Source organism: Faecalibacterium sp. DFI.5.82 (genome assembly GCF_029076575.1).
Taxonomy (GTDB): Bacteria; Bacillota; Clostridia; order Oscillospirales; family Ruminococcaceae; genus Faecalibacterium; species Faecalibacterium duncaniae.
The window spans coordinates 56,649-79,443 of record NZ_JARFIS010000010.1 but is presented as its reverse complement, the minus strand read 5'-3'; the positions used below and the strand labels follow the sequence as shown (position 1 = coordinate 79,443).

Genomic DNA, 22,795 nt, shown 5'->3' with positions numbered 1-22,795 from the left:
TACCATGGATGAACGTTTGATCCAGCAGCAGGAGCAGGAGCTTGCAAAGACGGGGCGGTACTATCTGCACGTCTGCTTTATGACCATCCCGCTGCTCTGCATGGCCTGCTTCCTGTACGGTCTGCGGCCCCTGCTGCTCTGCGGCGCGGCGCTGCTCACCGGCAATCTGTGTGACCGCCTGGTCTCCCTGCTGCGCCGCCGCGTGTATCGGGCCGGGGATTTCTCCAACGAGAGCTTTGCCCTCATCATCGCCCTGCTTATGCCCGCCACGGTGGACTGGTATGTGGTCATTATGGCGGTGCTGGCCGGTGTCCTCATCGGCAAGGAGGTGTTTGGCGGCTACGGCAGCTATCCCTTCAACCCTGCTGCTGTGGGCTACGCCGTGGCGGCGGTGTCCTGGCCGGAGCAGGTGTTCCGCTACCCCCAGCCCTATACCAACATTCCCCTGTGGGATGCCACCGGCGTGCCGGTGTCCAGCACCATCTCGGATACCCTGCGCAGCGGCGGCAGCCTGAACATCAGCGCAATTTCGCTGGTGCTGGGCGAGTACGCCGCCCCCATGGGCACCGGTGCCGCCCTCATCCTTCTGGCCTGCGGGCTTTTCCTCTGGCTGCAAAAGGATGTCCGTCTGAGCGCTTCTGTCAGCTTTGTGGTCACCTGTGCCCTCATCGCCTTCCTCTTCCCCCGTCAGGTGGGGGTGAACGGCGTGGACATCGCCCTGCGCCTGCAGTGCGTACGGGACGAGCTGCTGACCGGTGCCATGCTGTTCAGCGCGGTGTTCCTGCTCAACGAGCCCTACACCTGCGCCCACCACCATCTGGGCCGCATCCTGTACGGTGTGCTGGTGGGTGCGATCACCATGGGCTTCCGGTATTACGGCGTGTACGAGACGGGTGTCTGCTTTGCCCTGCTCACGGTCAACAGCATTTCCGGCTGGATGGACCGCACCGAGAGCCGCCTGTATCAGCTGATGCACCGCCCTGCGGCCGGAAAGGAGGGTGCTGAATGAAACGTTCCATTGCAGAACTGATCACCCGCGATCCGGAGAAGTTTGCCCACCATGATCGGGTGTTCAAAAATAATCCCGTTGTCATGCAGGGCATGGGTCTGGCTCCGCTGGTGGTGCTTGCCACCACGGGCAAAAATGCTTTGATGCTGGCCGTGGCTGTGGCCCTGTTGCTCACGCCTTCCCGGATGCTGGCCTGCCTGGTCAGCCGCCTGTTCCCCCTGCGGGACGAGCAGCCCGCCCCGGAAGAGCTGGAGAAAAAGTTGCTGCCCCGGGCGCTGGTGTACAGCGGCAGTGCGGCGGTGGTCTACCTTGCCGCTTATCCCATCCTGAATGCTGTGTTCGGCACCGACCTGCTGATGCTGGGCATCTACCTGCCCATGCTGGTGGTGGAGCCTCTGCTGACCTACCGCTTTGGCCGTGTGCAGGAAACCATGCGCAAGGCTGTCTCCAAGGGTCTGCGCATCACGGTGGGCTACGCGCTCATCCTGTTCATCGTGGGCTGCCTGCGGGAGTGGCTGGCGCTGGGCAGTGTGTTTGGGATCCAGCTCAGTCGCTCTGTCCTGCCCATGGCATCCATGCCGGCAGGCGGTTTCATCGTGCTGGGCGTGGTGTGTGCCGTCTGGCGCGCGCTGGCCCGCAAACACAAGGAATACCTGAAAACTGAGGCGCGCGGCACTCTGGCTGCGCACCCCCGGAAGGAGGTGCAGGATCAGTGAGTGCTGTGATGAATACCATCGGTGTGGCCTTTGCCTACGCCGTGCTGGCCCTGTTTGCCCAGAACGCCATCTTTACCCGTGGTCTGGGCGTGTCGCGCCTGATCCAGCTGGTGGGTGACGAGCGCACCAGCAGCTGGTGGTTTGCCCTGCTGCTCTGTGTTACCCAGACGCTGGTGGCCCCGCTGGCGTATTTTGCGGGCAGCCAGATCGTGGATCTGCCCTACCGTGCCCAGCTCCGCCCGCTGCTCTACCTGGCCTGTGTGGCGGTGGTCTGCATCTTTGAGCACGCCATCCTGCGGGCGGTCAAGGGCCCCCGCAGCGGCCTGCTCATCCGCATCCTGCCCATTGCCGCCGTGAACAGCGGCGTGCTGGGCACCGTGCTGGTGGAACGCACCCAGAGCTTTACGCTGGCGCAGTCCATCGGCTTTGGCCTGGGCAGCGGCCTGGGCTATCTGCTGGCTGTGATGCTGGTGACCGAGGCGGGCAACCGCCTGCGCAGCAAGGCCATCCCCGAAGCATTCCGCGGTCTGCCCATCACCCTGATCTATATCGGTGTGCTGGCGCTGGCCATCTACGGCTTTACCGGCCATTCCGTGATCCTGTAAGTTGACCCCAAGGAGGGTGGTTGATTATGGCAAGATATCCCAAACGCCAGAAGGTCAAGCGCTACCGGCGCAGCTTTTACACCCGTGAGATGCGGCTGAAAAAGGGCATCGGCATTGCGGTGCTGGTGGTGGCCGTGCTGGCAGCGGCCTGGGTGGCCGCGCCCCATGTGCTGGACTGGGCCACCCACACCTGGTATACCGTGGTGCGGGATCGTGACCTCTCCGCATCCAGTGCTGTCAGCGAGAGTGCATCCTCCGGAGCACAGAGCACCGCTGCCAGCGAACCGGCAGCTTCCTCGGTGCCGGAAAAAGAGCCGGAGCCCGAGGTCAAGGGCACTGATATTGTGACGGGCTTGTGGGCAGAGGTGGATGTGAGCACCCTGACCGACGAGGCCGCCATCCGCTCCGCCGCCCGGCAGCTCAAGGCACAGGGCATGACCTATGCCATCCTGACCCTGAAGGACACCGCCGGGCAGGTGTATTACGCCTCCCAGACGGCGGTGGGTGCCGCCAATGCAGCCCCCACGCAGGTCGAGCTGACGAGTGTGGCATCCATCTTCAAGGAGGAGGGGCTGGTGCCGGTGGCTGCGCTGACTGCCTTCCGTGACCCTGCCGGTGCCCGGGCCGACCACGCTCTGGCCATCCGGTATCAGGGGCAGGAGTACCTCTGGCTGGACAACAAGGCTTCCGCCGGAGGCAACCCCTGGCTGAACCCCTACGCCGCGGAGACCGTGCAGTATATCGGCGATCTGATCGCCGAGGTGCACGCCGCCGGGTTTGATCAGGTGCTGCTGGAAAATGTCCAGTTCCCCTCGTCCACCAGCGCCAAGCAGGACTATGGCACCACCAACGGTGTGGATCGTGCCGGGCAGCTGACTGCGGATATCGCCGCCTGGCAGGCCCGCTTCGGAGATACGGTGACGCTCTGGTACGGTTATTCGCTGGCCGAGGTGACCGGCTCCTCCAGCCAGCTGGGAGCCCCTGCGGCCCAGCTGGGCGTGAAGAACCTGCTGGTGAAGGTCCCGTCCTCCTCTACGCTGGATGCAGCGGCCCGGGAGGAGCTGACCCTCTCCCTGACCGAGGCAGGTGTGGAGCATGTGGTCATCCGGGACGATGCCGCCAGCTATTTTGAGTGATCCCTGCGTTTTTGTGAGAGGGAGGGAAGTATTATGAACAAAACACCCTGTTTTTCCCCGGCGCACATCCTGCTGCCGTCGGAACAGATCCCGGTGGGGCAGTGGGGCTGTGTGGCCTGCGATCAGTTCACCAGTGACCGCTCCTACTGGGAAAAGGCTGCGCAGGCCGCCGCAGGCGGCCCCAGCACACTGGACCTGATCCTGCCGGAGGTCTATCTGGAAGAGGATGACGTGGATGCAAGGATCAGCGCCATCCATGCGGCCATGGACGATTATACCCGGAACGTGCTGACCCGCGCGGTGGACGGCTTCATTTATGTGGAGCGCACTGAGCAGAGCGGCCGGGTGCGGCAGGGCCTTGTGGGCAGGATCGACCTGGAGGCATACAGCTATGCCGAGGGTGCGGTGCCTGCCATCCGCCCCAGTGAACACACCGTGGAAAGCCGCATCCCGCCCCGCATGGCGGTGCGCCGGGGGGCAAGGCTGGAAACGCCCCATATTATGATGCTGGCCGATGACCCCGGCTGCACCCTCATCGAGCCCATCGGCGAGAAGAAGGAGCAGCTTCGCAAGGTCTACGAGGGCGACCTGATGCTGAACGGCGGCCACATTGCCGGCTGGGCAGTGGAAGATCCCGCCCTGCTGGCACAGATCGACAGCGCCCTGAACGCTCTGGGCAGCCAGGAGGCCTTTGATGCCCGGTATCCCCAGGCAAAGGGCGGCGCGCCCCTGACGCTGGCCGTGGGCGACGGCAACCATTCGCTGGCTTCCGCCAAGGCCTGCTGGGAGGAACTGAAAAAGACCCTGACCCCGGAGCAGCAGCTGACCCATCCGGCCCGCTGGTGCCTGGCTGAGGTCTGCAATGTCCACTCTCCGGCCATTGAGATCGAGCCCATCCACCGTGTCCTTTTCAATGTGGACTGCGGTGCCGTGCTGCTGGCCCTCATCGCGTGGAGCGATTCCCACGCGGCAGGCATCTGCTTCGGCGATGCAAAACAGCAGTCCTTTACGCTGGCAGGCCCCCATGTGGCCAATGTGCTCAGCTTTGAACATCCCGTTGCCCCGCTGACCGTGGGCACCATTGACGCATTCATTGAGTATTTCATGGCCCGCCACATCGAGGCCCGGGTGGATTATGTCCACGATGAGCCCGCTGTCCGCGCCCTGTGCAGGCAGGGGGGTGTGGCTTTCCTGATGCCGCCCTTTGAGAAGAGCGATCTGTTCAAGGGTATCGTTATGGGTGGTGTGCTGCCCCGCAAGACCTTCAGCATGGGGCACGCAGAGGAAAAGCGCTATTATATGGAATGCAGAAACATTTTAGGTGAAGAATGACATTTAACGAACTGAATCTTTCCGCGCCTGTGCTGCGTGCTGTGGCACAGGCGGGCTATGAATCCCCCTCGCCCATTCAGGCGGCGGCCATTCCGCCGGTGCTGGCCGGGAGGGACTTGATGGGCTGCGCCCAGACGGGTACCGGCAAGACGGCTGCCTTTGCGCTGCCCATGCTCGACCGCCTGACTGCCAGCGCGCCCCGCAAAAAGGGTGCCATCCGCGCCCTGATCCTGACTCCTACCCGGGAGCTGGCTTTGCAGATCGGCGAGAGCTTTGAAGCCTACGGCAAGTATCTGACCCTGCGCAGCACCGTCATCTTTGGCGGTGTGGGTCAGGCTCCGCAGGTCGCGGCCCTGAAAAAGGGCGTGGACATCCTCATTGCCTGCCCGGGCCGCTTGAACGACCTGGTGGGGCAGGGGCTGCTGGACCTCTCCAATATTGAGATCTTTGTTCTGGACGAAGCCGACCGGATGCTGGATATGGGCTTTGTCCACGACGTGAAAAAGGTGATCGCCAAGCTGCCCAGGCAGCGCCAGAACCTGATGTTCAGCGCCACCATGCCCAAGGAGATCGAGCAGCTGGCCGCAGGCATCCTGCATGACCCGGCCTTTGTCAAGGTAGACCCGGTGTCCAGCACGGTGGACCGCATCCAGCAGAGCCTGTATTTTGTGGAGAAGGGCAACAAGAAGTTCCTGCTGCCCTGGCTCATCAAAAACCTGAGGCCTGAGGTGGTGAACGCGCTGGTGTTCAGCCGCACCAAGCACGGAGCCGATAAAATTGCAAAAGATCTGAACAAGCAGGGCATCCCCGCTGCCGCCATCCACGGCAACAAGAGCCAGACCGCCCGCGTGACGGCGCTGGAGGATTTCAAGGCGGGCAAGACCCGGGTGCTGGTGGCGACCGATATCGCCGCCCGCGGCATTGACATCAGCGAGCTGTCCCATGTGTTCAACTACGACCTGCCCGAGGTGCCCGAGACCTACGTCCACCGCATTGGCCGCACGGCCCGTGCCGGTGCCGACGGCACTGCCGTCAGCTTCTGCGCCCCGGAGGAAAAGGAATATCTGGCCGGGATCGAAAAGCTGAACCGCCGCCAGATCCCGGTTGTCTCCGGCCATCCCTGGGACGGCGTGCCTGCCCCTGTCAAGGCTGCACCCCCGGTGCGGGGCAAAAAGCCCAAGGCGGAAGCAGAGCAGCCGGAAAAGCCTGTGAAGGCAGAGAAGCCTGCCAAAGCAGAAAAGGCAGCCAAGGCCGAAAAGCCCGCTGCCCCCAAGAAGGAAAAAGCGGCTGCAAAACAGCCCAGCCCCAAGAATACCGAACCGAAAGAAGGAACATCCATGGAGGAAAACCAGAAGCGCACTTCCGGCGGCCGCAGTGAGAACCGCCGCTCCAATAACAGCCGCACCCGCCGCGAGGGCAATGCCCCGCAGCCGGCCAACCGCGGCAGCAACGCCCAGCCCAAATTCGACCCCCACTTTGTGAGCGCCCCGGAGGCTACCCCCCTGCGCCCGGTCAAAAAGGCTCCGGCTGCGCAGCCTGCCGCAAAGCAGACTGCTCCGGTCCAGAACAGCCAGCGTCAGCGCGGCGGTCAGCCTGCCCGTGCCGAGCAGCGCACCGACCGCAATGATCCGCGCACCGAGCAGCGGGCAGAGCGGAACGCGCGCAATGCCCGCCCGGCCCAGAACAGCCAGAGCCAGCAGGGCAGCCGCAATAATCGCAATGCAGTGCAGAGCAGCCGCCCGGACCGCCCCGCCAAGAGCGAGGCACCCCGTGGCCGCAGCCGGAACACCGCCCCCGCACGGGACGAGGACCCGGGCCTGATGCTGATCAGCCGCCGCCCGCCCCAGCAGAAGTTCACCAACTTTGAAGAGTATATGACCGCCCACGGCGGTGCCACCGCACCCATTGAGGATCACACCGATGAAACCTGAGCCGTTTGCCCCCTGGCAGTGCCCGCTCTGCGGCGAACCCCTGACCGGGGACACTGCCCTGAAATGCGGCAGGAACCACAGCTTTGACCGGGCGAAAGAGGGGTACTGGCACCTGCTGCCGGTGCAGAGTATGCGCACCAAGGCCCCGGGCGACAGCAAAGAGATGGTCGCCGCCCGCCGTGCCTTCCTGAACGCCGGGTATTACGGCATCTTCGGCCGGGCGCTGGGGGAACTGTGCCTTGCGTACGGCGCTTCCGCTGGGGCAGATGCACCGCTCCACCTGCTGGATGCGGGCTGCGGCGAGGGCTGGTACGACCGCTGCATTGCACAGGCCTTTGCGCAGGCGGGCAGGCCAGTGCAGCTGGCGGGCTTTGATATCGCAAAGCCTGCGGTGCGTCTGGCCGCAAAGGCACTGCCTGCCGCAAAATACGCGGTGGCATCCAGTTTTGCCCAGCCTGTCCGCACCGGATGGGCCGACCTGCTGCTTAACTGCTTCTCGCCCTTTGCACAGGAAGAGTTCCGGCGCGTGCTGCGCCCGGGCGGACGGATGATCTATGTTGTGCCCGGTGCAGAGCACCTCTACCAGATGAAGGCTGTCCTCTACGACACGCCCTATAAAAATCCGGTGCAGGAGGTGGCCTATGAGGGCTTCCGTCCCATTGGGGAGCGGGAGGTCTCGGGCAGCATCACGGTGCCTGCCGGGCAGCTGGAGGCGCTGTTCGCCATGACCCCCTATTACTGGAAAACGCCACGGGATGGTGCGGCCCGCCTGGCCGCCCTGCCCGAGCTGACCACGGATATCGCGTTCCGCTTCCTTGTGTTTGAAAAAGAATGATCGAAAAGCCCCCGGCCTGTGAGGATACAGGCCGGGGGCTTTTTGTATGCAGAAAACAGGGTTACATCGCGATCCAGCCCAGTGCGTTGGCGACCGAGCTGGCCAGGATGATGGCCGCGAAGATGGGGCAGAGATACCGGAGCATAAAGTTGAACACCGGTTTGCGGCGGAAGGGCTGACCTTCCCGTGTGACCTCTTCCTCGATCTTTTCCACACCGACGATCCGGGAGACCAGCAGGCAGGTGGCAATGGCCGCAATGGGCATCATCACCGAGTTGGTCAGGAAGTCGAAGAAATCGAGGAACTGCATCCCGAACACGGTCACGCTGGCAAGGGGGCCGTAGCCCAGCGCGGAAAGGCTGCCCAGTGTGATCATAATACAGCCGATGAGGATGGTGGAGCGGGTGCGGTCCCAGCCCAATTCGTCCTCAAAGGTAGAAACAGCACTCTCGGTCAGGGCAATGGAGCTGGTGAGGGCCGCGAACAGCACCAGCACAAAGAAGAGCACGCCTACGGCGGTGCCCATGCCCATGCTGGCAAAGACCTTGGGGATGGTAATGAACATCAGGGCCGGGCCCGCCTGCAGGGTGTCAGGGTCGCCGCCCGAAAAAGCGAACACGGCGGGAATGATCATCAGGCCCGCCATGATGGCAATGGCGGTGTCGAAGATCTCCACGTTTTCCGTGGACTGCTCAATGGACACGTTCTTTTTCATGTAGGAGCCAAAGGTCACCAGGATGCCCATGGCAATGGAGAGGGAGTAGAACATCTGCCCCATGGCGGAAACCACGGTCATCCACGAGAAGTTGGCCGGGTTGGGCACCAGAAAATACTTTACACCTGCCAGCGCGCCGGGCCGTGTGACCGAGTAGACAGCAATGACCACCGAGAGCACCACCAGCACCGGCATCATCACCTTGGAAACGCGCTCCACGCCGTTGCGCACACCTGCAAAGATGATGCCCAGCGTGATAAAGGTGAACAGCAGGAACGCGATCTCGGCCAGCAGACCGTTGGAGATGAAGCCGGAGAAATACCCGTCCGATGCCAGCGCGCTGCCGTGGCCGGTGAGATACTGGGCCAGATAGTGGATGACCCATCCGCCGATGACCGAATAATAGGGAACGATCAGGATGGGGATGACGGCGTTGATCCAGCCGCCGAACGCCAGCCCTTTCCCCTTGCCAAAATGGCTGTAAGCGCCCACCGGGCTTTTGCGGGTCATCCGGCCCAGCGCCGTTTCGGCAATGATCATGGTGTAGCCAAAGGTGACAGCCAGCAGGATGTAGATGAGCAGAAAAATGCCGCCGCCGTATTTTGCGGCCAGATACGGGAAGCGCCAGATGTTTCCCAACCCGACCGACGCACCGGCGGCGGACAGCACGAATCCGAGTTTGCCGGAAAACGCACTGCGCTTGTGTTGAGTTTCCATGTTTTTTTCCTCTTTTCCAGTTGATAAAATCAAGTGTAACATAGAGAAAACAGGATTTCAACGAATCGCAGGCGTTTCACCGGTGGAGAGATTTCAGGCGGAAGATGAAGAAAAGTGAATCACTTTCGGGTAAAGGGCTCCATACCGTGCTCCTCGGGGGTGTAGTATTCCATCAGGGAAATGTAGTTTTCCGGGTGGTGGCAGAACGCCGCGCGCAGAACGCTGTCCAGCTCGCCCCGGGCGGTGAGCAGACGGATGATGTACTGGGCTACCATCTGCACCACATCGGTTTCGATGCCGTAGCACAGGCCGACCGCCAGCACCGGGATGAGGATCTGCCGGGCCAGCAGGGGCACGTTCTGGCCGTACCGCTCAAGGATGGGGCGGCTCATGGTGGAGGCGGCCCAGACGCTGCCCACGATCTGCCAGTAATCGATCTCTTTCATGTGGGAAAGGCTCTGCAGCCGCTCCACGATCTCACCGTCGCTGAGGATGTAGCCATCGACCACCTCTTTTTCGGAGCGGATAAAGGCACACTGGATCATGTCCATGATGGCGGCCTCGTACTTCTGGTGGAAATTTTCCCGGGAAACGCAGAACTTGGCCACGATGTTGATGAGGGCGCTGGTGTCCTCGGCGGTGGCAAGACTGCTGATCACCAGCGGCGTGGGGCCGAATTCCGCCCCCAGTGCGTCCAGGTCGGCCAGCTCTTCGGTATTCCGGGTGGCGGGCAGAAAGCGGTCACAGCCGTTGCGGTGGTAGCCCCAGGCAGCGGGCAGCACCCGGGCCACCGCGTCGCCGCTGGAAATGATGCTGAAGATGTTGCTCTCGGGCCAGCTTTCCAACAGGGTGCCGTCCGGGGCGTGATTGGCATCGAAATCCTGCTGCAGGTCAGGCCGGTCGGCGGCAGTCAGGGCCGCAGGCACCGCAAAGCCGTAGGCATAGATATTCTCCCGCCCCAGCTGGGGGAGCTCCCGGGCGATCTTTGCCGCCAGCAGATTTGCAATGATGGAGCCGCGGCTGTAGCCGCCCAGCCAGAGCTTGAAGGTGCCGCCCTGTTCTGCCCGGGCCAGATAGGCCTTGAGGGACGCAAACACCGCCGCCACAGGCGTGACAAAGCCGGTGTGCGCGCTGGTATCACCTGTGTGGAAGTTGCTGGCCCACTCGCCGCCGTAGCCGCCGCCCCGCAGGACAAGCGCCACAAGGGTGGTGCGCTGGCCGTTCAGGGTCAGGGTCTTGCGGGCCAGCGAGTAGCCCACAAAGTCCCCGGCCCGGCCGGTGTCGAGGTCGTAATTGTAGAACAGCGCGTCCTCAAAGCCCAGGGTCTCGTAGGCGGCGGCAATGTGGGCTTCCCGCCCCACAGAGCCGTTGACCCAGTATTCCGCATCGCTGGCTATGGTGTTGGCCGCGGCGCAGGCCAGACCCAGTGTTGCCAGCGCCAGCTGGTGGTCATATTGGGTGGCCGGGTGGGTGAAAAAGCTGTCGGAGTAATAGAACGCGTGGGTCAGGTCGCAGCCGCTCAGGTCGCTGCGGATGCCGATGGTGTAGCGGCCATCCGGCACTGCATGGCCCACGGAGCCCTGCCCGGCGGCCTGGACCATCAGCCCGGGCAGCAGAGTGCTGCCGGCCGCAAACCCCAGCACCTTGCAAAAACTTCTTCGATCCATAATTTTTCCCCTCAAAAACCAGAATGGATTTTTTCTTAGTATACCGTATCCCGGGCGGGGATACAATCCAAAGTTTTCCGGGCGGCATAAAACGGGCCGGTGTTGCGCACACCGGCCCGTTATGTTACACTGTTGTTCAGTCCAGATCCTTGCAGCACTCCACGATGTGGTGGAACATCTGCTCCACGGCGGGAGCCATGGCGGTGGGACGCTGGACGGCCAGACCCACCACGCGGTCCTCTTCGGGCTCGATGGGGTAGATCTTGACCGCTGCCGTGCAGTTGCGCAGCAGCATCCGGGGCATGATGGAAATACCCAGGCCTGCCTCGACCATGGCAATGTTCGACTGGTCGTCGATGACATGGCAGCGGCGCTCCGTTGAGAGGGAATACTTCTTGAGGAACTGACGCATCTCCGCGTCGGTGGCATCCCACTGCACCACAAAGTTCTGCCCGTTCATCAGGGCGGGGGTCATCACGCCGTTGGGCGGCTCGGGCCAGTCCATGGGGGTGATGCAGAGCAGCGGCTCGTGGAACAGCTCGGTCAGAACAAACTCCTCCCGGCAGTTGTTGGAGAGGAAGGCAATGTCCACCTGACCGGTGCGCAGCCACTCCTTAACATCGTCGTAGGTGCCCTGATAGACCTCGACTTCGATCTGGGGGTAGTGGGCCATAAAGCCCTTGAGGATGCTGGGCAGCAGCCCGGAGCAGATCGAGTTGAAGGCACCCAGCTTGACCTTGCCCTTTTCCAGGCCGTTCAGGCGGGCAATGCTCTGCTGCAGGGCCTCGTCGCTGTTCAGCACCGCACGGATGGAGGGGTACAGCGAAGCGCCGTAGCTGGTCATGGTAACGCCGTTTTTGCCGCGATTGAATAAGGTAAAGCCCAGCTCAGCCTCCATCACGGCGATGGCGTGGCTGATGGCTGAGGGGGTCAGATGCAGCTGCTGAGCCGCCTTGTTAAAGCTGCCCTGCCGTGCAACTGCGTCGAAAATCTCATAAGAAAACAGCGTCATTCCCAATGCCTCCTTCCGGTCTGATCTGGTTCGGAGACGCTCGATCCTCTGTGAATCTTTTTCATCTTTGGTTTGAGATAGTTCAATTATCTTCTTGATTTTACTATCCTGCGCCCGTCCTGTCAAGCATTTTGGGCTGATTTGTGCACGCTCTGTGCAGATTTTGCCGCAGCAGACGGAGGAAATGCCACCTTTCCTCCGTTATAATTCTTATAACGATTTTTTACAAACTGACCGAGGTGTTTTTTTATGACCGCACTTTCCCCGCGCTGCAGTTTCAGCGGCACCGCTCTTAAAACCATTGCCTGCATCACCATGCTGGTGGACCACATCGGCGCGTCCTGCATCGAGGCAGGCCTTTTGCTGCCGGAGCTGGAAAGGGGAGAAGTTTCCGGCGGCGCATGGGATCAGCTTTCGCTGTTCCAGCTGGACAGGGTCCTGCGCTTCACCGGGCGGCTGGCGTTTCCCATCTTCTGTTTTCTGCTGGTGGAGGGCTTTGTACATACCCACGATGTGAAAAAATACGTCCGGAGGCTGTTCCTGTTTGCCCTCATCAGTGAGGTGCCCTTTGACCTTGCATTTTTCCGCACGCCCTTTGCACTGGACCATCAGAACGTTTACTGGACGCTGGCGCTGGGCGTGCTGGCCATGGCAGGTCTGAAGCATTTTGAAAAGCCGGACGGCTCTGCCAGCTGGAAAGGACTCTTGTGTGCGGCAGGCTGCACGCTTGCGGCGCTTCTGGCTTGTACGGACTACGACGGCATCGGTGTGCTCATCATCTGTGCGCTGTACCTGACCCGTGGCGACCGCAAGCGGCAGTGCATCGTGGGAGCCGTGCTGTTTGCCTGGGAACTCACCGCACCGCTGGCCTTTGTGCTGGTCTGGTTCTATAACGGCCAGCGGGGCGCGTGCAGTCCGCTGCAAAAGAAGGCCTTTTACTGGTTCTACCCGGTGCACCTGAGCGTGCTGGCTGTGGTGACGAATCTGATCTTGTAACAGAAAAGCCGCTTTCACGGAACAAATTCCGAGGAGGCGGCCTTTTGGTTTCTGAAAATGGAAAAAGCCCGGTGATTTCAAAGAATCATCGAGCTTTTTCTTGGCGGAGTAGGAGGGATTTGAACCCTCGCGCCGTTGTTTAGACGACCTACGCCCTTAGCAGGGGCGCCTCTTCGGCCTCTTGAGTACTACTCCAGAGCAAAGTGTGTTGCACTTATTCAATAAAAATGGCGGAGAGAGTGGGATTCGAACCCACGGTACGTTGCCGTACGGCAGTTTTCAAGACTGCTTCCTTAAACCACTCGGACATCTCTCCTCGTGGGCACCCGCACACGCCGTACCGAATGCCTATTTAATTTACCAGATTTCAGCGGCGCTGTCAAGCCCAAAATCAAAATTTCCGCTCGTTGTGCGCATTTTTGTGCGGAACGACAACTTTTCTTCGAGAAAAAGCGGGATTTCCTCTTTACTGAAACATCTTTTTGTTGTATAATAAATACAGATAAAACCCTACCGGACCCGGTACAAGCAGAGGAGTGTTGAACAATGTCGTTTCCGGAGCTGTTACGGCAATGCCGAAAGCAAAAGCACATGAGCCAGGCGGAGCTTGCTTCCCTGTTGGGCGTGACCCAGCAGGCCGTGGGAAAATGGGAGAGCGGAAAGAGTTCCCCGGACCCCACCACCGTGGCAAAGCTGGCGGAGATCCTGGACACGACCGCGGACTATCTGTTGGGTCTGTTCGACCCCACCGCGGAGGGCCAGACCGAAGAGCGCTTCTTCGGCAGCTATGTGTACAGCCTGATCCCTGTCATCGGCACGGTCAAGGCGGGCTACGGCGCGCTGGCCTATGAGGAAGACTACGGCAAGGAGTATGCCCGGGTCAAGGACCCTTCCAGCTACTTCTATCTCGTTGTGCGCGGCGACAGCATGGAGCCCCGCATCCACGATGGTGACCTTGCCCTGGTGCACCGTCAGGATACGCTGGAAAACGGCGACCTGGGCGTGCTGATCTACGGCGACGAGGGCGAGGGTACCCTCAAGCGCTACCTCCAGCGCGGCAACTGCGTGGTGCTGCAGCCCTTCAACCCGGCCTATAAGGAAATGGTCATCAAGGGCGAGGAGCTCAACCACCTGCACATTGCAGGCCGTGTGGTGGAGACCAAGGCGAAGTGGTAAAAACGCCCCACCAGCGCCTGAAAGAGAAAAGCCATCCAGTATGGCTTTCTTTTTATACCCATTTTTCGGAGGTGCCCCATGGAACAGAGCCTGATGGATAAGCTGACGATCCTGGCGGACAGCGCAAAATATGATGTGGCCTGTACCTCCAGCGGCGCTTCCCGGGCAGCAGGAGCGGGCGGGGTCGGCAGCTGTTACGCCCCGGGCTGCTGCCACGCCTTTACTGCCGATGGCCGCTGTGTCAGCCTGCTGAAGGTGCTGATGACCAACTGCTGCTCCTTCGATTGCAGCTACTGCGTCAACCGCAAGTCCAACGATGTGCCCCGGGCCACCTTCACCCCCCGGGAGCTGGCCGAGCTGACCATTGAATTCTACCGCCGCAACTACATCGAGGGTCTGTTCCTTTCCAGTGCCGTGCTGGTGAGCCCGGACTATACCACCGAGCGGATGCTGGCGGTTCTGCGCCTGCTGCGGGGGGAGTATCATTTCGGCGGCTACATCCACGCCAAGGCCATTCCCGGCACCAGCCCGGAGCTGCTGGAACAGCTGGGCTTTTGGCCGACCGCCTGAGTGTGAACATCGAGCTGCCCAGTGAGCGCAGCCTGAACCTGCTGGCTCCGGACAAAGGGCGGCACTCCATTTTCCGGCCCATGAAGCAGATCGCGGTGGAGGGGGCCGCCAACCGGGAAGAGGTGGCGCTCTACCGCAAGGCCCCCAGATTTGCCCCGGCGGGCCAGAGCACCCAGATGATCGTGGGTGCTTCCCCGGAAACAGATTATCACATCCTGCAATTAACGGAAGGATTATACAATAAGTATCACCTGAAACGGGTGTTTTACTCCGCCTACATCCCTGTGACAGAGGACACCCGCCTGCCCGCGCTGGATACCAAGCCGCCGCTGCTGCGGGAGCATCGGCTCTATCAGGCAGACTGGCTGCTCCGCTTTTACGAGTTCAAGGCAGAGGAACTTCTGGACAGGGACAACCCCAACTTCAACCCCTATCTGGACCCCAAGTGCAACTGGGCGGTGCAGCATTACGGGCTGTTCCCGGTGGACGTGAACCACGCCCCTTTTGAGATGCTGCTGCGGGTGCCGGGCATCGGCCCCAAGAGCGCCCGGCGCATCTGGCACGCCCGCAAACAGGCCGCGCTGGGGCTGGACGAGCTCAAGCGGATGGGCGTGGTGCTCAAGCGGGCGCAGTATTTCATCACCTGCCGGGGCTTTGCGGGGGCGCACCCGGGCCGCGGCAGTGCCGGGCGGGAGCGCATCACCCGGGCGCTTATCGACCCCAACGTATTCAGCGGCGGGGTGGAGCAGCTGAGCATGTTCAGCCCGCCCGCCGTGGATCGGCTGGTGGAGCAGGGCGTGCCGCCCCGCACAGCCCAGAAAATGGTGCGGGAGGAGGCAGTGCAATGTCTGGCCAGAGCCCTGTAAGCCCTGCCCGGAAGCTCCACGATGCCGACGTGGTCTACCTCTATGATGGCAGCTTCGAGGGCTTTCTCTGCTGTGTGTTTGAGAGCTTTGCCCAGCATGAGCTGCCCTTCGCGGTCTGGACCCCGGAACGGGAGACGACTACCCTCTACCCTGTGAAGGAGATCTCCACTGACCGCGCAACGGCCCGGCGGGTCTTTGCCAGCTTCCGCGCCAAGCTGGGCGAAGAGACGGAATCCCTCGTCACCCGGGATTTTCTCTCGGGCTGGGAGGATAAGGAGCTGCGGCTCATCCGATTTCTGCATCTGGCCTTTGCGCTGGGGCCAGGCACCGTCAGGCGGCGGGGCCACCCGGAGGTGGCTCCGCTCTACCAGATGAAGCAGAGCCTGGACTGGGAAGTGGACAAGTTTCAGGGCTTTGTCCGTTTTCAGGAGCACGAGGGGATGCTGGGCGCAGTCATCCACCCCAAAAACTATATTCTGCCCCTCCTGCGCGGGCATTTCTGTGCCCGCTTCCCGGAGGAGAACTTCCTGATCTATGATGCTGTCCATCAGGCGGTGCTGCTGTACCAGAACCACCAGGCTCAGCTCATGGAGCTGGCCGAACCCCTCACCCTGCCCCCACCTGATGAAAAGGAGCAGCAGTTTCAGGAGCTGTGGAAGCAGTTTTACAAAACGCTGGAGATCAGAGCACGCCACAACGAAAAAGGCCGCATGACCCACTGCCCCAAACGCTTCTGGGCCGATATGACCGAGATGAAAGAGGAATTGGAATGAAAAAGGAAACAAAGACCGGACGCTGGAAATATGCTGCCATCGTGCTGATTGCGGCCCTGCTGATAGGGCTGCTCTGGAACCATGTAAAAAATGGGCCGAAGGGCGAAATCTATCTCTATGGAGAAGAACACAGCAAGCAGAGCATTCTCGACAAGGAACTTTCCATCTGGGGCGAGTATTACGAAAAAGGAATGCGGGATCTGTTTGTGGAATTCCCGTATACGGATGCACAATTTCTGAACCTGTGGATGCAGGCCGACGATGATGAATTGCTGGATCTGCAGTTCAAGGACTGGGAAGGTACAGCAGGCGGCACCGAGGTCGAGAAGAATTTTCTGAAACAGATCAAGGAGCAGTATCCTGAGACCGTGTTCCACGGCACCGACGTGGGCCATACCTGGGAAAGAACCGGGCCGCGGTATCTGGCCTATCTGGAAGCCAATGGGCAGAAGGACAGCGAAGAGTACCGGCGTGCGCAGGAAAACATGGAACAGGGCAAACGGTACTATGAGATCGAGGCGACGGATGAAGCTTCTTCGGTCCGATACCGGGAGGATCGGATGGTGGAGAACTTCCGGCGCAGCTATCAGGAGCTGGAAGCGGTACGCCGCACCGATATCATGGGTATCTATGGAAGTGCACATATTGTGGAGTCGGAGTATCGGAACTCGGATTTTCGCATGGCAAAACAGTTGAGCGAGAACTATGGGGAACATCTCCATACCAAAGATCTGACGCAGGAACCGGAACGGATCGACGCGCTGGAAGTCAACGGAAAGACCTACACAGCATCCTATTTCGGTGAGCAGGATATTTCGATGGTAAAGGGCTACAAGACCCGAAAGTTCTGGCGGTTGGAAGACGCATACGAGGACTTCAAGAATCTGCCGACACCCCGTGAGATTCTGCCAGCCGACAACTACCCTATAAAAATCCAGGCCGGGCAGGTGTTTGCTGTGGAGTACCTGATGTCCGACGGCTCGACCGAGTGGAAGTATTATATCACGGACGGCACAGTACAGAATGGCCAACTCGTCACAAAGCGGATGAAGATGGAATAAGCAGGCTCCCGGCCCCGGAACTTTGCCGAATTTACAAAAAGGTTGCAACCATGCAGTTGCAACCTGCAAAACCTATGGTATACTATAAGAGATATCCGGGCAGGCATTTCTGCCCCACACACCCCCGCTGCGGGGTCAACACAAAAGGAGTATTGTAGCGTTATGGTTCGCATTACTATGGAAGACGGCGGCATCATCGACATTGAGCTGAATGAGGAAGTCGCCCCCATCACCTGTGAGAATTTCAAGAAGCTGGTCAGCGAGGGCTTCTATAACGGCCTGACCTTCCACCGTGTCATCCCCGGCTTTATGATCCAGGGCGGCTGCCCGCTGGGCAACGGCACCGGCGGCCCGGGCTGGAACATCAAGGGCGAGTTCGCTGCAAACGGTGTGAACAACCCCATCAAGCACACCCGCGGCGTGATCAGCATGGCCCGCAGCATGAACCCCAACAGCGCCGGCAGCCAGTTCTTCATCATGCACAAGGACGCTCCCCATCTGGACGGCCAGTATGCCGCTTTCGGCAAGGTCGTTGCCGGAATGGAGGTTGTGGATAAGATCGCTTCCGTCCGCACCGACTGGAACGATAAGCCCACCACCCCCGTCAAGATGAAGACCGTTGAGCTCATCGAGGGCTGATCTTCTGCGCTTCTGTCTCACATCGTCTGCCCGTGAAGTGCCCCGTCAAGTAGACAGAAAAAATAATATAAGATTTTTGTTCGCCGTTTCCACAAGGGAACGGCGAATTTTTTGTGCAAATCGGCGTTAGGACGCTCGATTCATGGCACGGACGTGAGCTTGCAGTGTCCAACACGGGACATTTTTGGATATTTTACCTCCGCTGTATCGTGATTGTTCTTGCTTGACATGAAAATACCCCCAGAGTACGCAGAGTTTTCTTTTTACTCTGTCTACTCCAGGGGGAGCATATCATGTTGAGGATACAGGCCGGGGGCTTTCCATATATGCGTCAGAAAGAGATGAGAGGCTTACTTTTTTTCGCCTTTGGGCAGCAGACCGGCGCGCTCCAGAGCCGGGCGCAGGGCCAGATACAGGATGACCACGCAGATGGTGGAGGCTACGCTGTTGACAAAGGTGACACCACCGGCGATCTTGGACAGGGCCTGTGCCACGGTATACTCCTGGCCAAAGATGTAAATGTTGCGGAAATAGCCCAGGAACGGGTCGGTGATAACGTTCAGCAGCAGGCCGGAGCCGCCTGCCACGATGACCTTGAGCAGGTAGCCCTTGCTGTGGCGGTCGAGATCGCGCAGCTTGAACACCTTGTGGGCCACGGCACCGCAGGTGATGCCGATGATGAACTTCAGCACAAAGGTGGTCACGGCATAGCCCGGGTCACCGGCCAGGATATCGGCCAGAGCCAGACCGATCGCACCGGCCAGGCCGCCGGAAACGCCGTCCAGTAGCAGGGCGGTCAGGGCGGTGAAGGTGTTGCCCAGATGGAACGAGGAGCCGCCGTAGAACGGCACGCGGAAGAACAGGTATGCCACCAGGCTCAACGCGGCCATAACGCCGGTCAGGGCCAGTTCCTTGGTGGTAAAGGTGCGCTTGTACAGCACACTGCCGAACAGGATGACAACGATCACCACAGCCAGCAGCAGCCACATTGCAGTTGTAGACATGATTTTTCCCTCCAAATTTCTTCGGGGCGAACCCCCTCTGTCCTGCTCTGCAGGATCCTTCGCCCGTTTCAAAGCCACTTACCCATAAAACTACTTGACATTTGGGTGTGTGGTTGGTATGCTCCTATTATACGCGAAACTGGCACCATGAAAATATCCAGAATAAAGTTTTTTTATGGGGTCAGTTTGGCAAAGCACCCAAAAAGGGGAGAGGTCTTATGTTTCATCTGACAACTGCACTGGATGCCGCCAGCGGGGTGCCGCTGTACGAGCAGCTCTATGAGAGCCTTGCCGCCGAGATGCGCAGCGGGGCCATTCCGGCGGGCACCCGGATGCCCGGCAAGCGGCGGCTGGCGGCAGAGCTGTCGGTGTCTGTCAACACGGTGGACGCGGCATATCAGATCCTGGCGACCGAGGGCTACATGGAGCCGCGGGAGCGCAGCGGCTTTTATGTACAGGAATATCTTGCCCTGCCCACCCGGCCCGAGGAAGTGCCGCCCCCGGTGTCTGCCGCTCCGCCGGAAGCAGCCGAGCCGCCCGTCCGGTTCGATCTGTCCACCCGGGGCGTGGACCCGGGGCTGTTCCCGTTCCGCACCTGGGCCCGACTGCAGAAAGAGCTGCTCTATTCCTCACCCCAGCTGCTGACCCATGGCGATGCACAGGGGGACGTGGAGCTGCGGCAGGCGCTGGCGGACTATCTGGAGGAATACCGGGGCGTGCGGTGCACCGCCGAGCAGGTGGTGGTGGGTGCCGGTATGGAGTATCTGCTGAGCCTGCTGGCCCCGCTCCTGCCCGGCAAAACGGCGGTGGAAAACCCCGGCTACCAGCGCGCGAAGCAGGTGCTGGAAAACAACGGCGTGGCGTGCTGCTGCCTGCCTGTGGATGCGGACGGCCTTTCTGTTGAGGCATTGTCCGGCTCGGGCGCGGCGGTGTGCTATGTCACGCCCAGCCACCAGTTCCCCACGGGCGTGACCATGCCGGCGGGCCGCCGAACGGAGCTGCTCCACTGGGCATCCCGCTGCCCGGGCCAGCGGTATATCATAGAGGACGATTACGATTCGGAGTTCCGCTTTGATACCCGCCCCCTGCCCAGCCTGCAGGGCATGGCCGGGGCCGACGGTCCGGTGGTCTACCTTTCCACCTGTTCCCGCAGTCTGGCCCCCGGCATCCGCATCGCTTACATGGTGCTGCCACGGCAGCTGCTGCCCGCCTGGCGGGCAAAGTACCGGATCTATTCCGGCACCGTCAGCCGGTTTGAGCAGCAGACCCTGGCCCGCTTCATCCGCGAGGGCTACTTTACCCGGCACCTTGCCCGGGAGCGCGTGGCCTACAAGGCCCGGCGGGATGCTCTGGCTGCCTCTCTGCGCGCTGCCTTTGCGCCGGACGAGCTGACCCTGACCGGCCTGCACACCGGCCTGCATCTGTTGGCAAGGCTGAAAAATGCCCCGCCGGATGCCGCCCTTCACGCCGCCGCAAAGGCGCAGGGCGTGGCCCTGAGCCTGCTGAGCGATTATGACCTGACCGGCGGGGAACAGGATTTTTCCGGTACGTTTGTGCTGGGCTATGGCTCCCTGAGCGAGGCATCGTTCCCCGAGGCGGGCGAAACGCTGAGGAAGGTCTGCACCGCCGCCCGGGAAGCGTCTGTGACCGTGTAAGTGCCCGCTTTTGCATCCCACGCCCCGGGCAGGGCCTCGGCGTGGGGGAGGGCGCTGTTGTTGGCCAGAAACTCCAGGACCGTGCCCAGCAGGGTATAATCCTGTGCTGCAAAGTCGGTGAGCAGGGCCGCGCTGCTGGCCCGCAGGGCATCCGGCAGGGTGGCGGGCAGCAGGGCGAGGTCCTGCCGGAAAAAGGCTTCCCACACTGCCGCCCGGGCGGCGGCCCGGCGGGCAGGCGGCAGGGTGCCCTCCGCATCCCAGCCGGAGAGCAGAGCGTGGGCCTCCTTGGCCGAAATGCTCTGCACGGCGGCGGAAAGCCCGGTTTCGGCCAGCTCATCGGCAGTCAGTGCCCCCGAAAACCCCACCCGCACCGGCCCGTAACGGGAAGCAGTCTTTTCCAGCACGGCGGGGGACAGCGCCAGATAAAACATATCCTCCGGCAGGCCCAGCACCTCCAGAAGTGCCTGACGGCACCGGGCGGGCCCTGCCGCTCCGTAGCAGTGGGCAAGGCTGGCAGTCTCTCCGTTGAAGGGAACCGTCAGCTCCCCCGGCACGGCCAGCAGGTTCAGACTGTTCTGGGCGGCGTTCAGGTAGACCAGCAAAAAGCCCGGCTGCTCCCCGGCGGTGCAGAGAAGCAGGGTCATCCGGTGCTCGGCCCGGGGCAGCTGGATGGGCACCCCGCTCTGGGGCTGGGCGGTCTGGATGCGGGTGCGCACCATCTGCCGGGTGAGCAGGACTGTGCCGCCCACCAGCGGCAGCAGCACCAGAAGTGCCGCCCCCAAAGCCGCCCAGAAGGGCCTCCAACCGTTCTTGTGCATCCCGTGTTCCTCCGTTCCGTTTTGGAACAGGGTGGGCCGGGATGTGCTTTTTTATACAGAAACCGCTGCCCGGGCATGAAAACGCCCCCTGTGCCATACAGTAGAGCACAGGGGGCGTTTGTATATGTGGGAGAGCTTGGCGCGGGTGAACGCGGTGGTCGGCGGTGTGGTATGGGGGCCGGTGGGGCTGGCGCTGCTGTTTGGCACCGGCTGTCTGCTGACAGTGCGCACCGGTTTTTTCCAGCTGCGGTATTTCGGGTACTGGATGCGGCACACCATCGGGGCTATCTTCCTGGACCGGAATGTGACCGCCCACACGGACGATGAAGCCATCAGCCAGTTTCAGAGCCTTTGCACGGCGCTGGCGGCAACCATCGGCACCGGCAACATCGTGGGCGTGGCGGCGGCCATTCTGGCGGGCGGGCCAGGGGCTGTGTTCTGGATGTGGGTCATGGCCCTGCTGGGGATGATGACCAGCTATGCCGAGAACGTGCTGGGCATCTGCTACCGCCGCCGGGATGCCGCCGGAAGATGGTGCGGCGGGCCCATGTACTATCTGGCCGAGGGGCTGGGCGGCGGCTTTGGCCGGGCACTGGCGGTGCTGTTTGCCTGCTTTTGTGTGCTGGCCAGCTTCGGCATGGGGAATATGAGCCAGATCAACTCCATTGCAGGCAATCTGCAGGCGGTGTTCCGGGTGCCGCCGGTGGCAACGGGCATCGTACTGGCCCTGCTCACCGGGCGGGTCATACTGGGCGGACTGAAGCGGGTGGCCGCAGTCACGGAGGCCATCGTCCCGCTCATGGCCCTGTTCTACCTGTTCGGGGCGCTGACCGTGGTCTGTGTCCATTGGGCGGCTGTCCCGGCGGCATTCGCGGCCATCTTCCGGGGGGCGTTTGGCTTGCAGGCCGCCGGGGGCGGGGTGCTGGGTTACGGCATGGCCCGGGTCATCAGCTGGGGATTCAAGCGGGGAGCCTTTTCCAACGAAGCAGGACTGGGCGCGTCGGTGCTGGTGCACTGCGCGGCCAACGTGGAGGAGCCTGTCCAGCAGGGCATGTGGGGCATGTTCGAGGTGTTTGCAGATACCATGGTGGTCTGCACCCTCACAGCCCTTGTGGTACTCACCAGCGGCCTTGTGGATCTGGACACCGGTGCGGCCCTGACCGGCGTGGAGGGCTCCGCACTGGTGGGGCAGGCCTTTTCCACGGTGTTCGGGGCGTTCGGGCCGCAGTTCATCGCGGTGTCGGTCCTGTTGTTTGCCTATTCCACTACGCTGGGGTGGAGCCATTACGGCACCCGGGCAGTGGTGTATCTGCTGGGGGAGCGTGCCGCCGCAGGATATAAACTGGTGTTTGCGGCCATGGTGCTGGTGGGTGCTGTGATGAAGCTGGATCTGGCCTGGGCACTCTCCGATACCTTCAACGGCCTGATGATGCTGCCCAATCTTGTGGGCGTGGTGGGGCTTTCGGGCGTGGTGGTCCGGGAGACACAAGCGTACCTGAAACGAAAATGACCCTCTCCGTCCCTGCAGTCTGTCTGTCAGATGCGGGATGGAGAGGGTCATT

19 protein-coding genes, 2 tRNA genes and 1 pseudogene are annotated in these 22,795 nt (G+C 61.5%); 15 read left to right on the top strand and 7 right to left on the bottom strand.

The features are described 5' to 3' along the window. The first annotated feature begins 4 nt into the window (after positions 1–4). The 7 genes from P0G09_RS12220 to P0G09_RS12190 are packed head-to-tail and all read left to right on the top strand — an operon-like array spanning position 5 to position 7,564. Complete coding sequence (locus tag P0G09_RS12220; RefSeq protein WP_117477079.1) at positions 5–1,009, top strand: RnfABCDGE type electron transport complex subunit D; 1,005 nt, start codon at positions 5–7, stop codon at positions 1,007–1,009. Continuing rightward, complete coding sequence (locus P0G09_RS12215; RefSeq protein WP_097773173.1) at positions 1,006–1,725, top strand: Rnf-Nqr domain containing protein; 720 nt, start codon at positions 1,006–1,008, stop codon at positions 1,723–1,725. Before P0G09_RS12220 ends, P0G09_RS12215 begins: the two co-directional genes overlap by 4 nt. Next, positions 1,722–2,330: an Rnf-Nqr domain containing protein gene (locus P0G09_RS12210; RefSeq protein ID WP_227610946.1), complete on the top strand. Its 609-nt coding sequence runs from the start codon at positions 1,722–1,724 to the stop codon at positions 2,328–2,330. The genes P0G09_RS12215 and P0G09_RS12210 overlap by 4 nt, the downstream gene beginning before the upstream one ends. 26 nt (positions 2,331–2,356) lie before the next feature. After that, complete coding sequence (locus tag P0G09_RS12205) at positions 2,357–3,466, top strand: putative glycoside hydrolase (protein WP_275252800.1); 1,110 nt, start codon at positions 2,357–2,359, stop codon at positions 3,464–3,466. A gap of 33 nt (positions 3,467–3,499) precedes the next feature. Further along, the gene (locus tag P0G09_RS12200; protein WP_098924151.1) at positions 3,500–4,798 is read left to right on the top strand and encodes a DUF1015 domain-containing protein; all 1,299 of its coding nucleotides are present in this window, start codon (positions 3,500–3,502) and stop codon (positions 4,796–4,798) included. After that, on the top strand, positions 4,795–6,729 hold the full coding sequence (locus tag P0G09_RS12195) for a DEAD/DEAH box helicase (protein ID WP_275252799.1): 1,935 nt from the start codon (positions 4,795–4,797) through the stop codon (positions 6,727–6,729). Before P0G09_RS12200 ends, P0G09_RS12195 begins: the two co-directional genes overlap by 4 nt. Continuing rightward, positions 6,719–7,564 carry a putative RNA methyltransferase gene (locus P0G09_RS12190; RefSeq protein WP_154277110.1) on the top strand — a complete coding sequence of 282 codons (846 nt, stop codon included), beginning with the start codon at positions 6,719–6,721 and terminating at the stop codon, positions 7,562–7,564. The genes P0G09_RS12195 and P0G09_RS12190 overlap by 11 nt, the downstream gene beginning before the upstream one ends. A gap of 61 nt (positions 7,565–7,625) precedes the next feature. On the opposite strand, the gene P0G09_RS12185 is transcribed toward P0G09_RS12190, so the two are convergent. The 3 genes from P0G09_RS12185 to P0G09_RS12175 form a co-directional block, all read right to left on the bottom strand. Further along, positions 7,626–8,996, bottom strand: coding sequence for a sodium-dependent transporter (locus tag P0G09_RS12185; RefSeq protein WP_035394632.1), 1,371 nt, complete (start codon positions 8,994–8,996; stop codon positions 7,626–7,628). 119 nt (positions 8,997–9,115) lie between these two features. Further along, on the bottom strand, positions 9,116–10,663 hold the full coding sequence (locus P0G09_RS12180) for a lipase (RefSeq protein ID WP_275252798.1): 1,548 nt from the start codon (positions 10,661–10,663) through the stop codon (positions 9,116–9,118). Positions 10,664–10,799: 136 nt separating this feature from the next. Then, positions 10,800–11,675 (bottom strand): LysR family transcriptional regulator, encoded by an 876-nt coding sequence (locus tag P0G09_RS12175; RefSeq protein ID WP_097773180.1) that lies wholly within the window; start codon positions 11,673–11,675, stop codon positions 10,800–10,802. A gap of 249 nt (positions 11,676–11,924) precedes the next feature. Between P0G09_RS12175 and P0G09_RS12170 the strand changes: the two genes are divergently transcribed. After that, positions 11,925–12,671, top strand: coding sequence for a TraX family protein (locus tag P0G09_RS12170; RefSeq protein WP_275252797.1), 747 nt, complete (start codon positions 11,925–11,927; stop codon positions 12,669–12,671). A 101-nt stretch (positions 12,672–12,772) separates the two neighbouring features. On the opposite strand, the gene P0G09_RS12165 is transcribed toward P0G09_RS12170, so the two are convergent. Both P0G09_RS12165 and P0G09_RS12160 read right to left on the bottom strand, forming a co-directional pair. Further along, a tRNA-Ser gene (locus tag P0G09_RS12165) sits at positions 12,773–12,866 on the bottom strand. A 33-nt stretch (positions 12,867–12,899) separates the two neighbouring features. Continuing rightward, positions 12,900–12,987: transfer RNA gene (locus tag P0G09_RS12160), tRNA-Ser, on the bottom strand. Positions 12,988–13,217: 230 nt separating this feature from the next. On the opposite strand from P0G09_RS12160, the gene P0G09_RS12155 reads away from it, so the two are divergent. The 5 genes and pseudogenes from P0G09_RS12155 to P0G09_RS12135 all read left to right on the top strand — a co-directional run bounded on the left by P0G09_RS12155 (position 13,218) and on the right by P0G09_RS12135 (position 17,756). After that, complete coding sequence (locus P0G09_RS12155; protein ID WP_005934683.1) at positions 13,218–13,847, top strand: XRE family transcriptional regulator; 630 nt, start codon at positions 13,218–13,220, stop codon at positions 13,845–13,847. A 78-nt stretch (positions 13,848–13,925) separates the two neighbouring features. Further along, a pseudogene (locus P0G09_RS12150) lies at positions 13,926–15,283 on the top strand (putative DNA modification/repair radical SAM protein). Beyond that, entirely contained in the window at positions 15,262–16,056 is a 795-nt protein-coding gene (locus tag P0G09_RS12145) for a TIGR03915 family putative DNA repair protein (RefSeq protein WP_275252796.1), read from the top strand. The pseudogene P0G09_RS12150 and the gene P0G09_RS12145 overlap by 22 nt, the downstream one beginning before the upstream one ends. Continuing rightward, positions 16,053–17,117: a hypothetical protein gene (locus tag P0G09_RS12140; protein ID WP_275252795.1), complete on the top strand. Its 1,065-nt coding sequence runs from the start codon at positions 16,053–16,055 to the stop codon at positions 17,115–17,117. Before P0G09_RS12145 ends, P0G09_RS12140 begins: the two co-directional genes overlap by 4 nt. A 162-nt stretch (positions 17,118–17,279) precedes the next feature. After that, positions 17,280–17,756: a peptidylprolyl isomerase gene (locus P0G09_RS12135; RefSeq protein WP_005934679.1), complete on the top strand. Its 477-nt coding sequence runs from the start codon at positions 17,280–17,282 to the stop codon at positions 17,754–17,756. A gap of 350 nt (positions 17,757–18,106) precedes the next feature. Here P0G09_RS12135 and P0G09_RS12130 read toward each other — a convergent pair whose 3' ends face one another. Beyond that, the gene (locus P0G09_RS12130) at positions 18,107–18,760 is read right to left on the bottom strand and encodes an ECF transporter S component (RefSeq protein ID WP_117533782.1); all 654 of its coding nucleotides are present in this window, start codon (positions 18,758–18,760) and stop codon (positions 18,107–18,109) included. A gap of 218 nt (positions 18,761–18,978) precedes the next feature. Here P0G09_RS12130 and P0G09_RS12125 point away from each other — a divergent pair, with 218 nt between their 5' ends. Then, positions 18,979–20,415 carry a PLP-dependent aminotransferase family protein gene (locus P0G09_RS12125; RefSeq protein ID WP_156068643.1) on the top strand — a complete coding sequence of 479 codons (1,437 nt, stop codon included), beginning with the start codon at positions 18,979–18,981 and terminating at the stop codon, positions 20,413–20,415. Here the strand turns inward: P0G09_RS12125 and P0G09_RS12120 are convergent. Next, complete coding sequence (locus P0G09_RS12120; RefSeq protein WP_275252794.1) at positions 20,322–21,233, bottom strand: hypothetical protein; 912 nt, start codon at positions 21,231–21,233, stop codon at positions 20,322–20,324. The genes P0G09_RS12125 and P0G09_RS12120 overlap by 94 nt on opposite strands. Before the next feature lie 124 nt (positions 21,234–21,357). On the opposite strand from P0G09_RS12120, the gene P0G09_RS12115 reads away from it, so the two are divergent. Then, positions 21,358–22,743 (top strand): sodium:alanine symporter family protein, encoded by a 1,386-nt coding sequence (locus tag P0G09_RS12115; RefSeq protein WP_275252793.1) that lies wholly within the window; start codon positions 21,358–21,360, stop codon positions 22,741–22,743. The last annotated feature ends 52 nt before the right edge of the window (positions 22,744–22,795 follow it).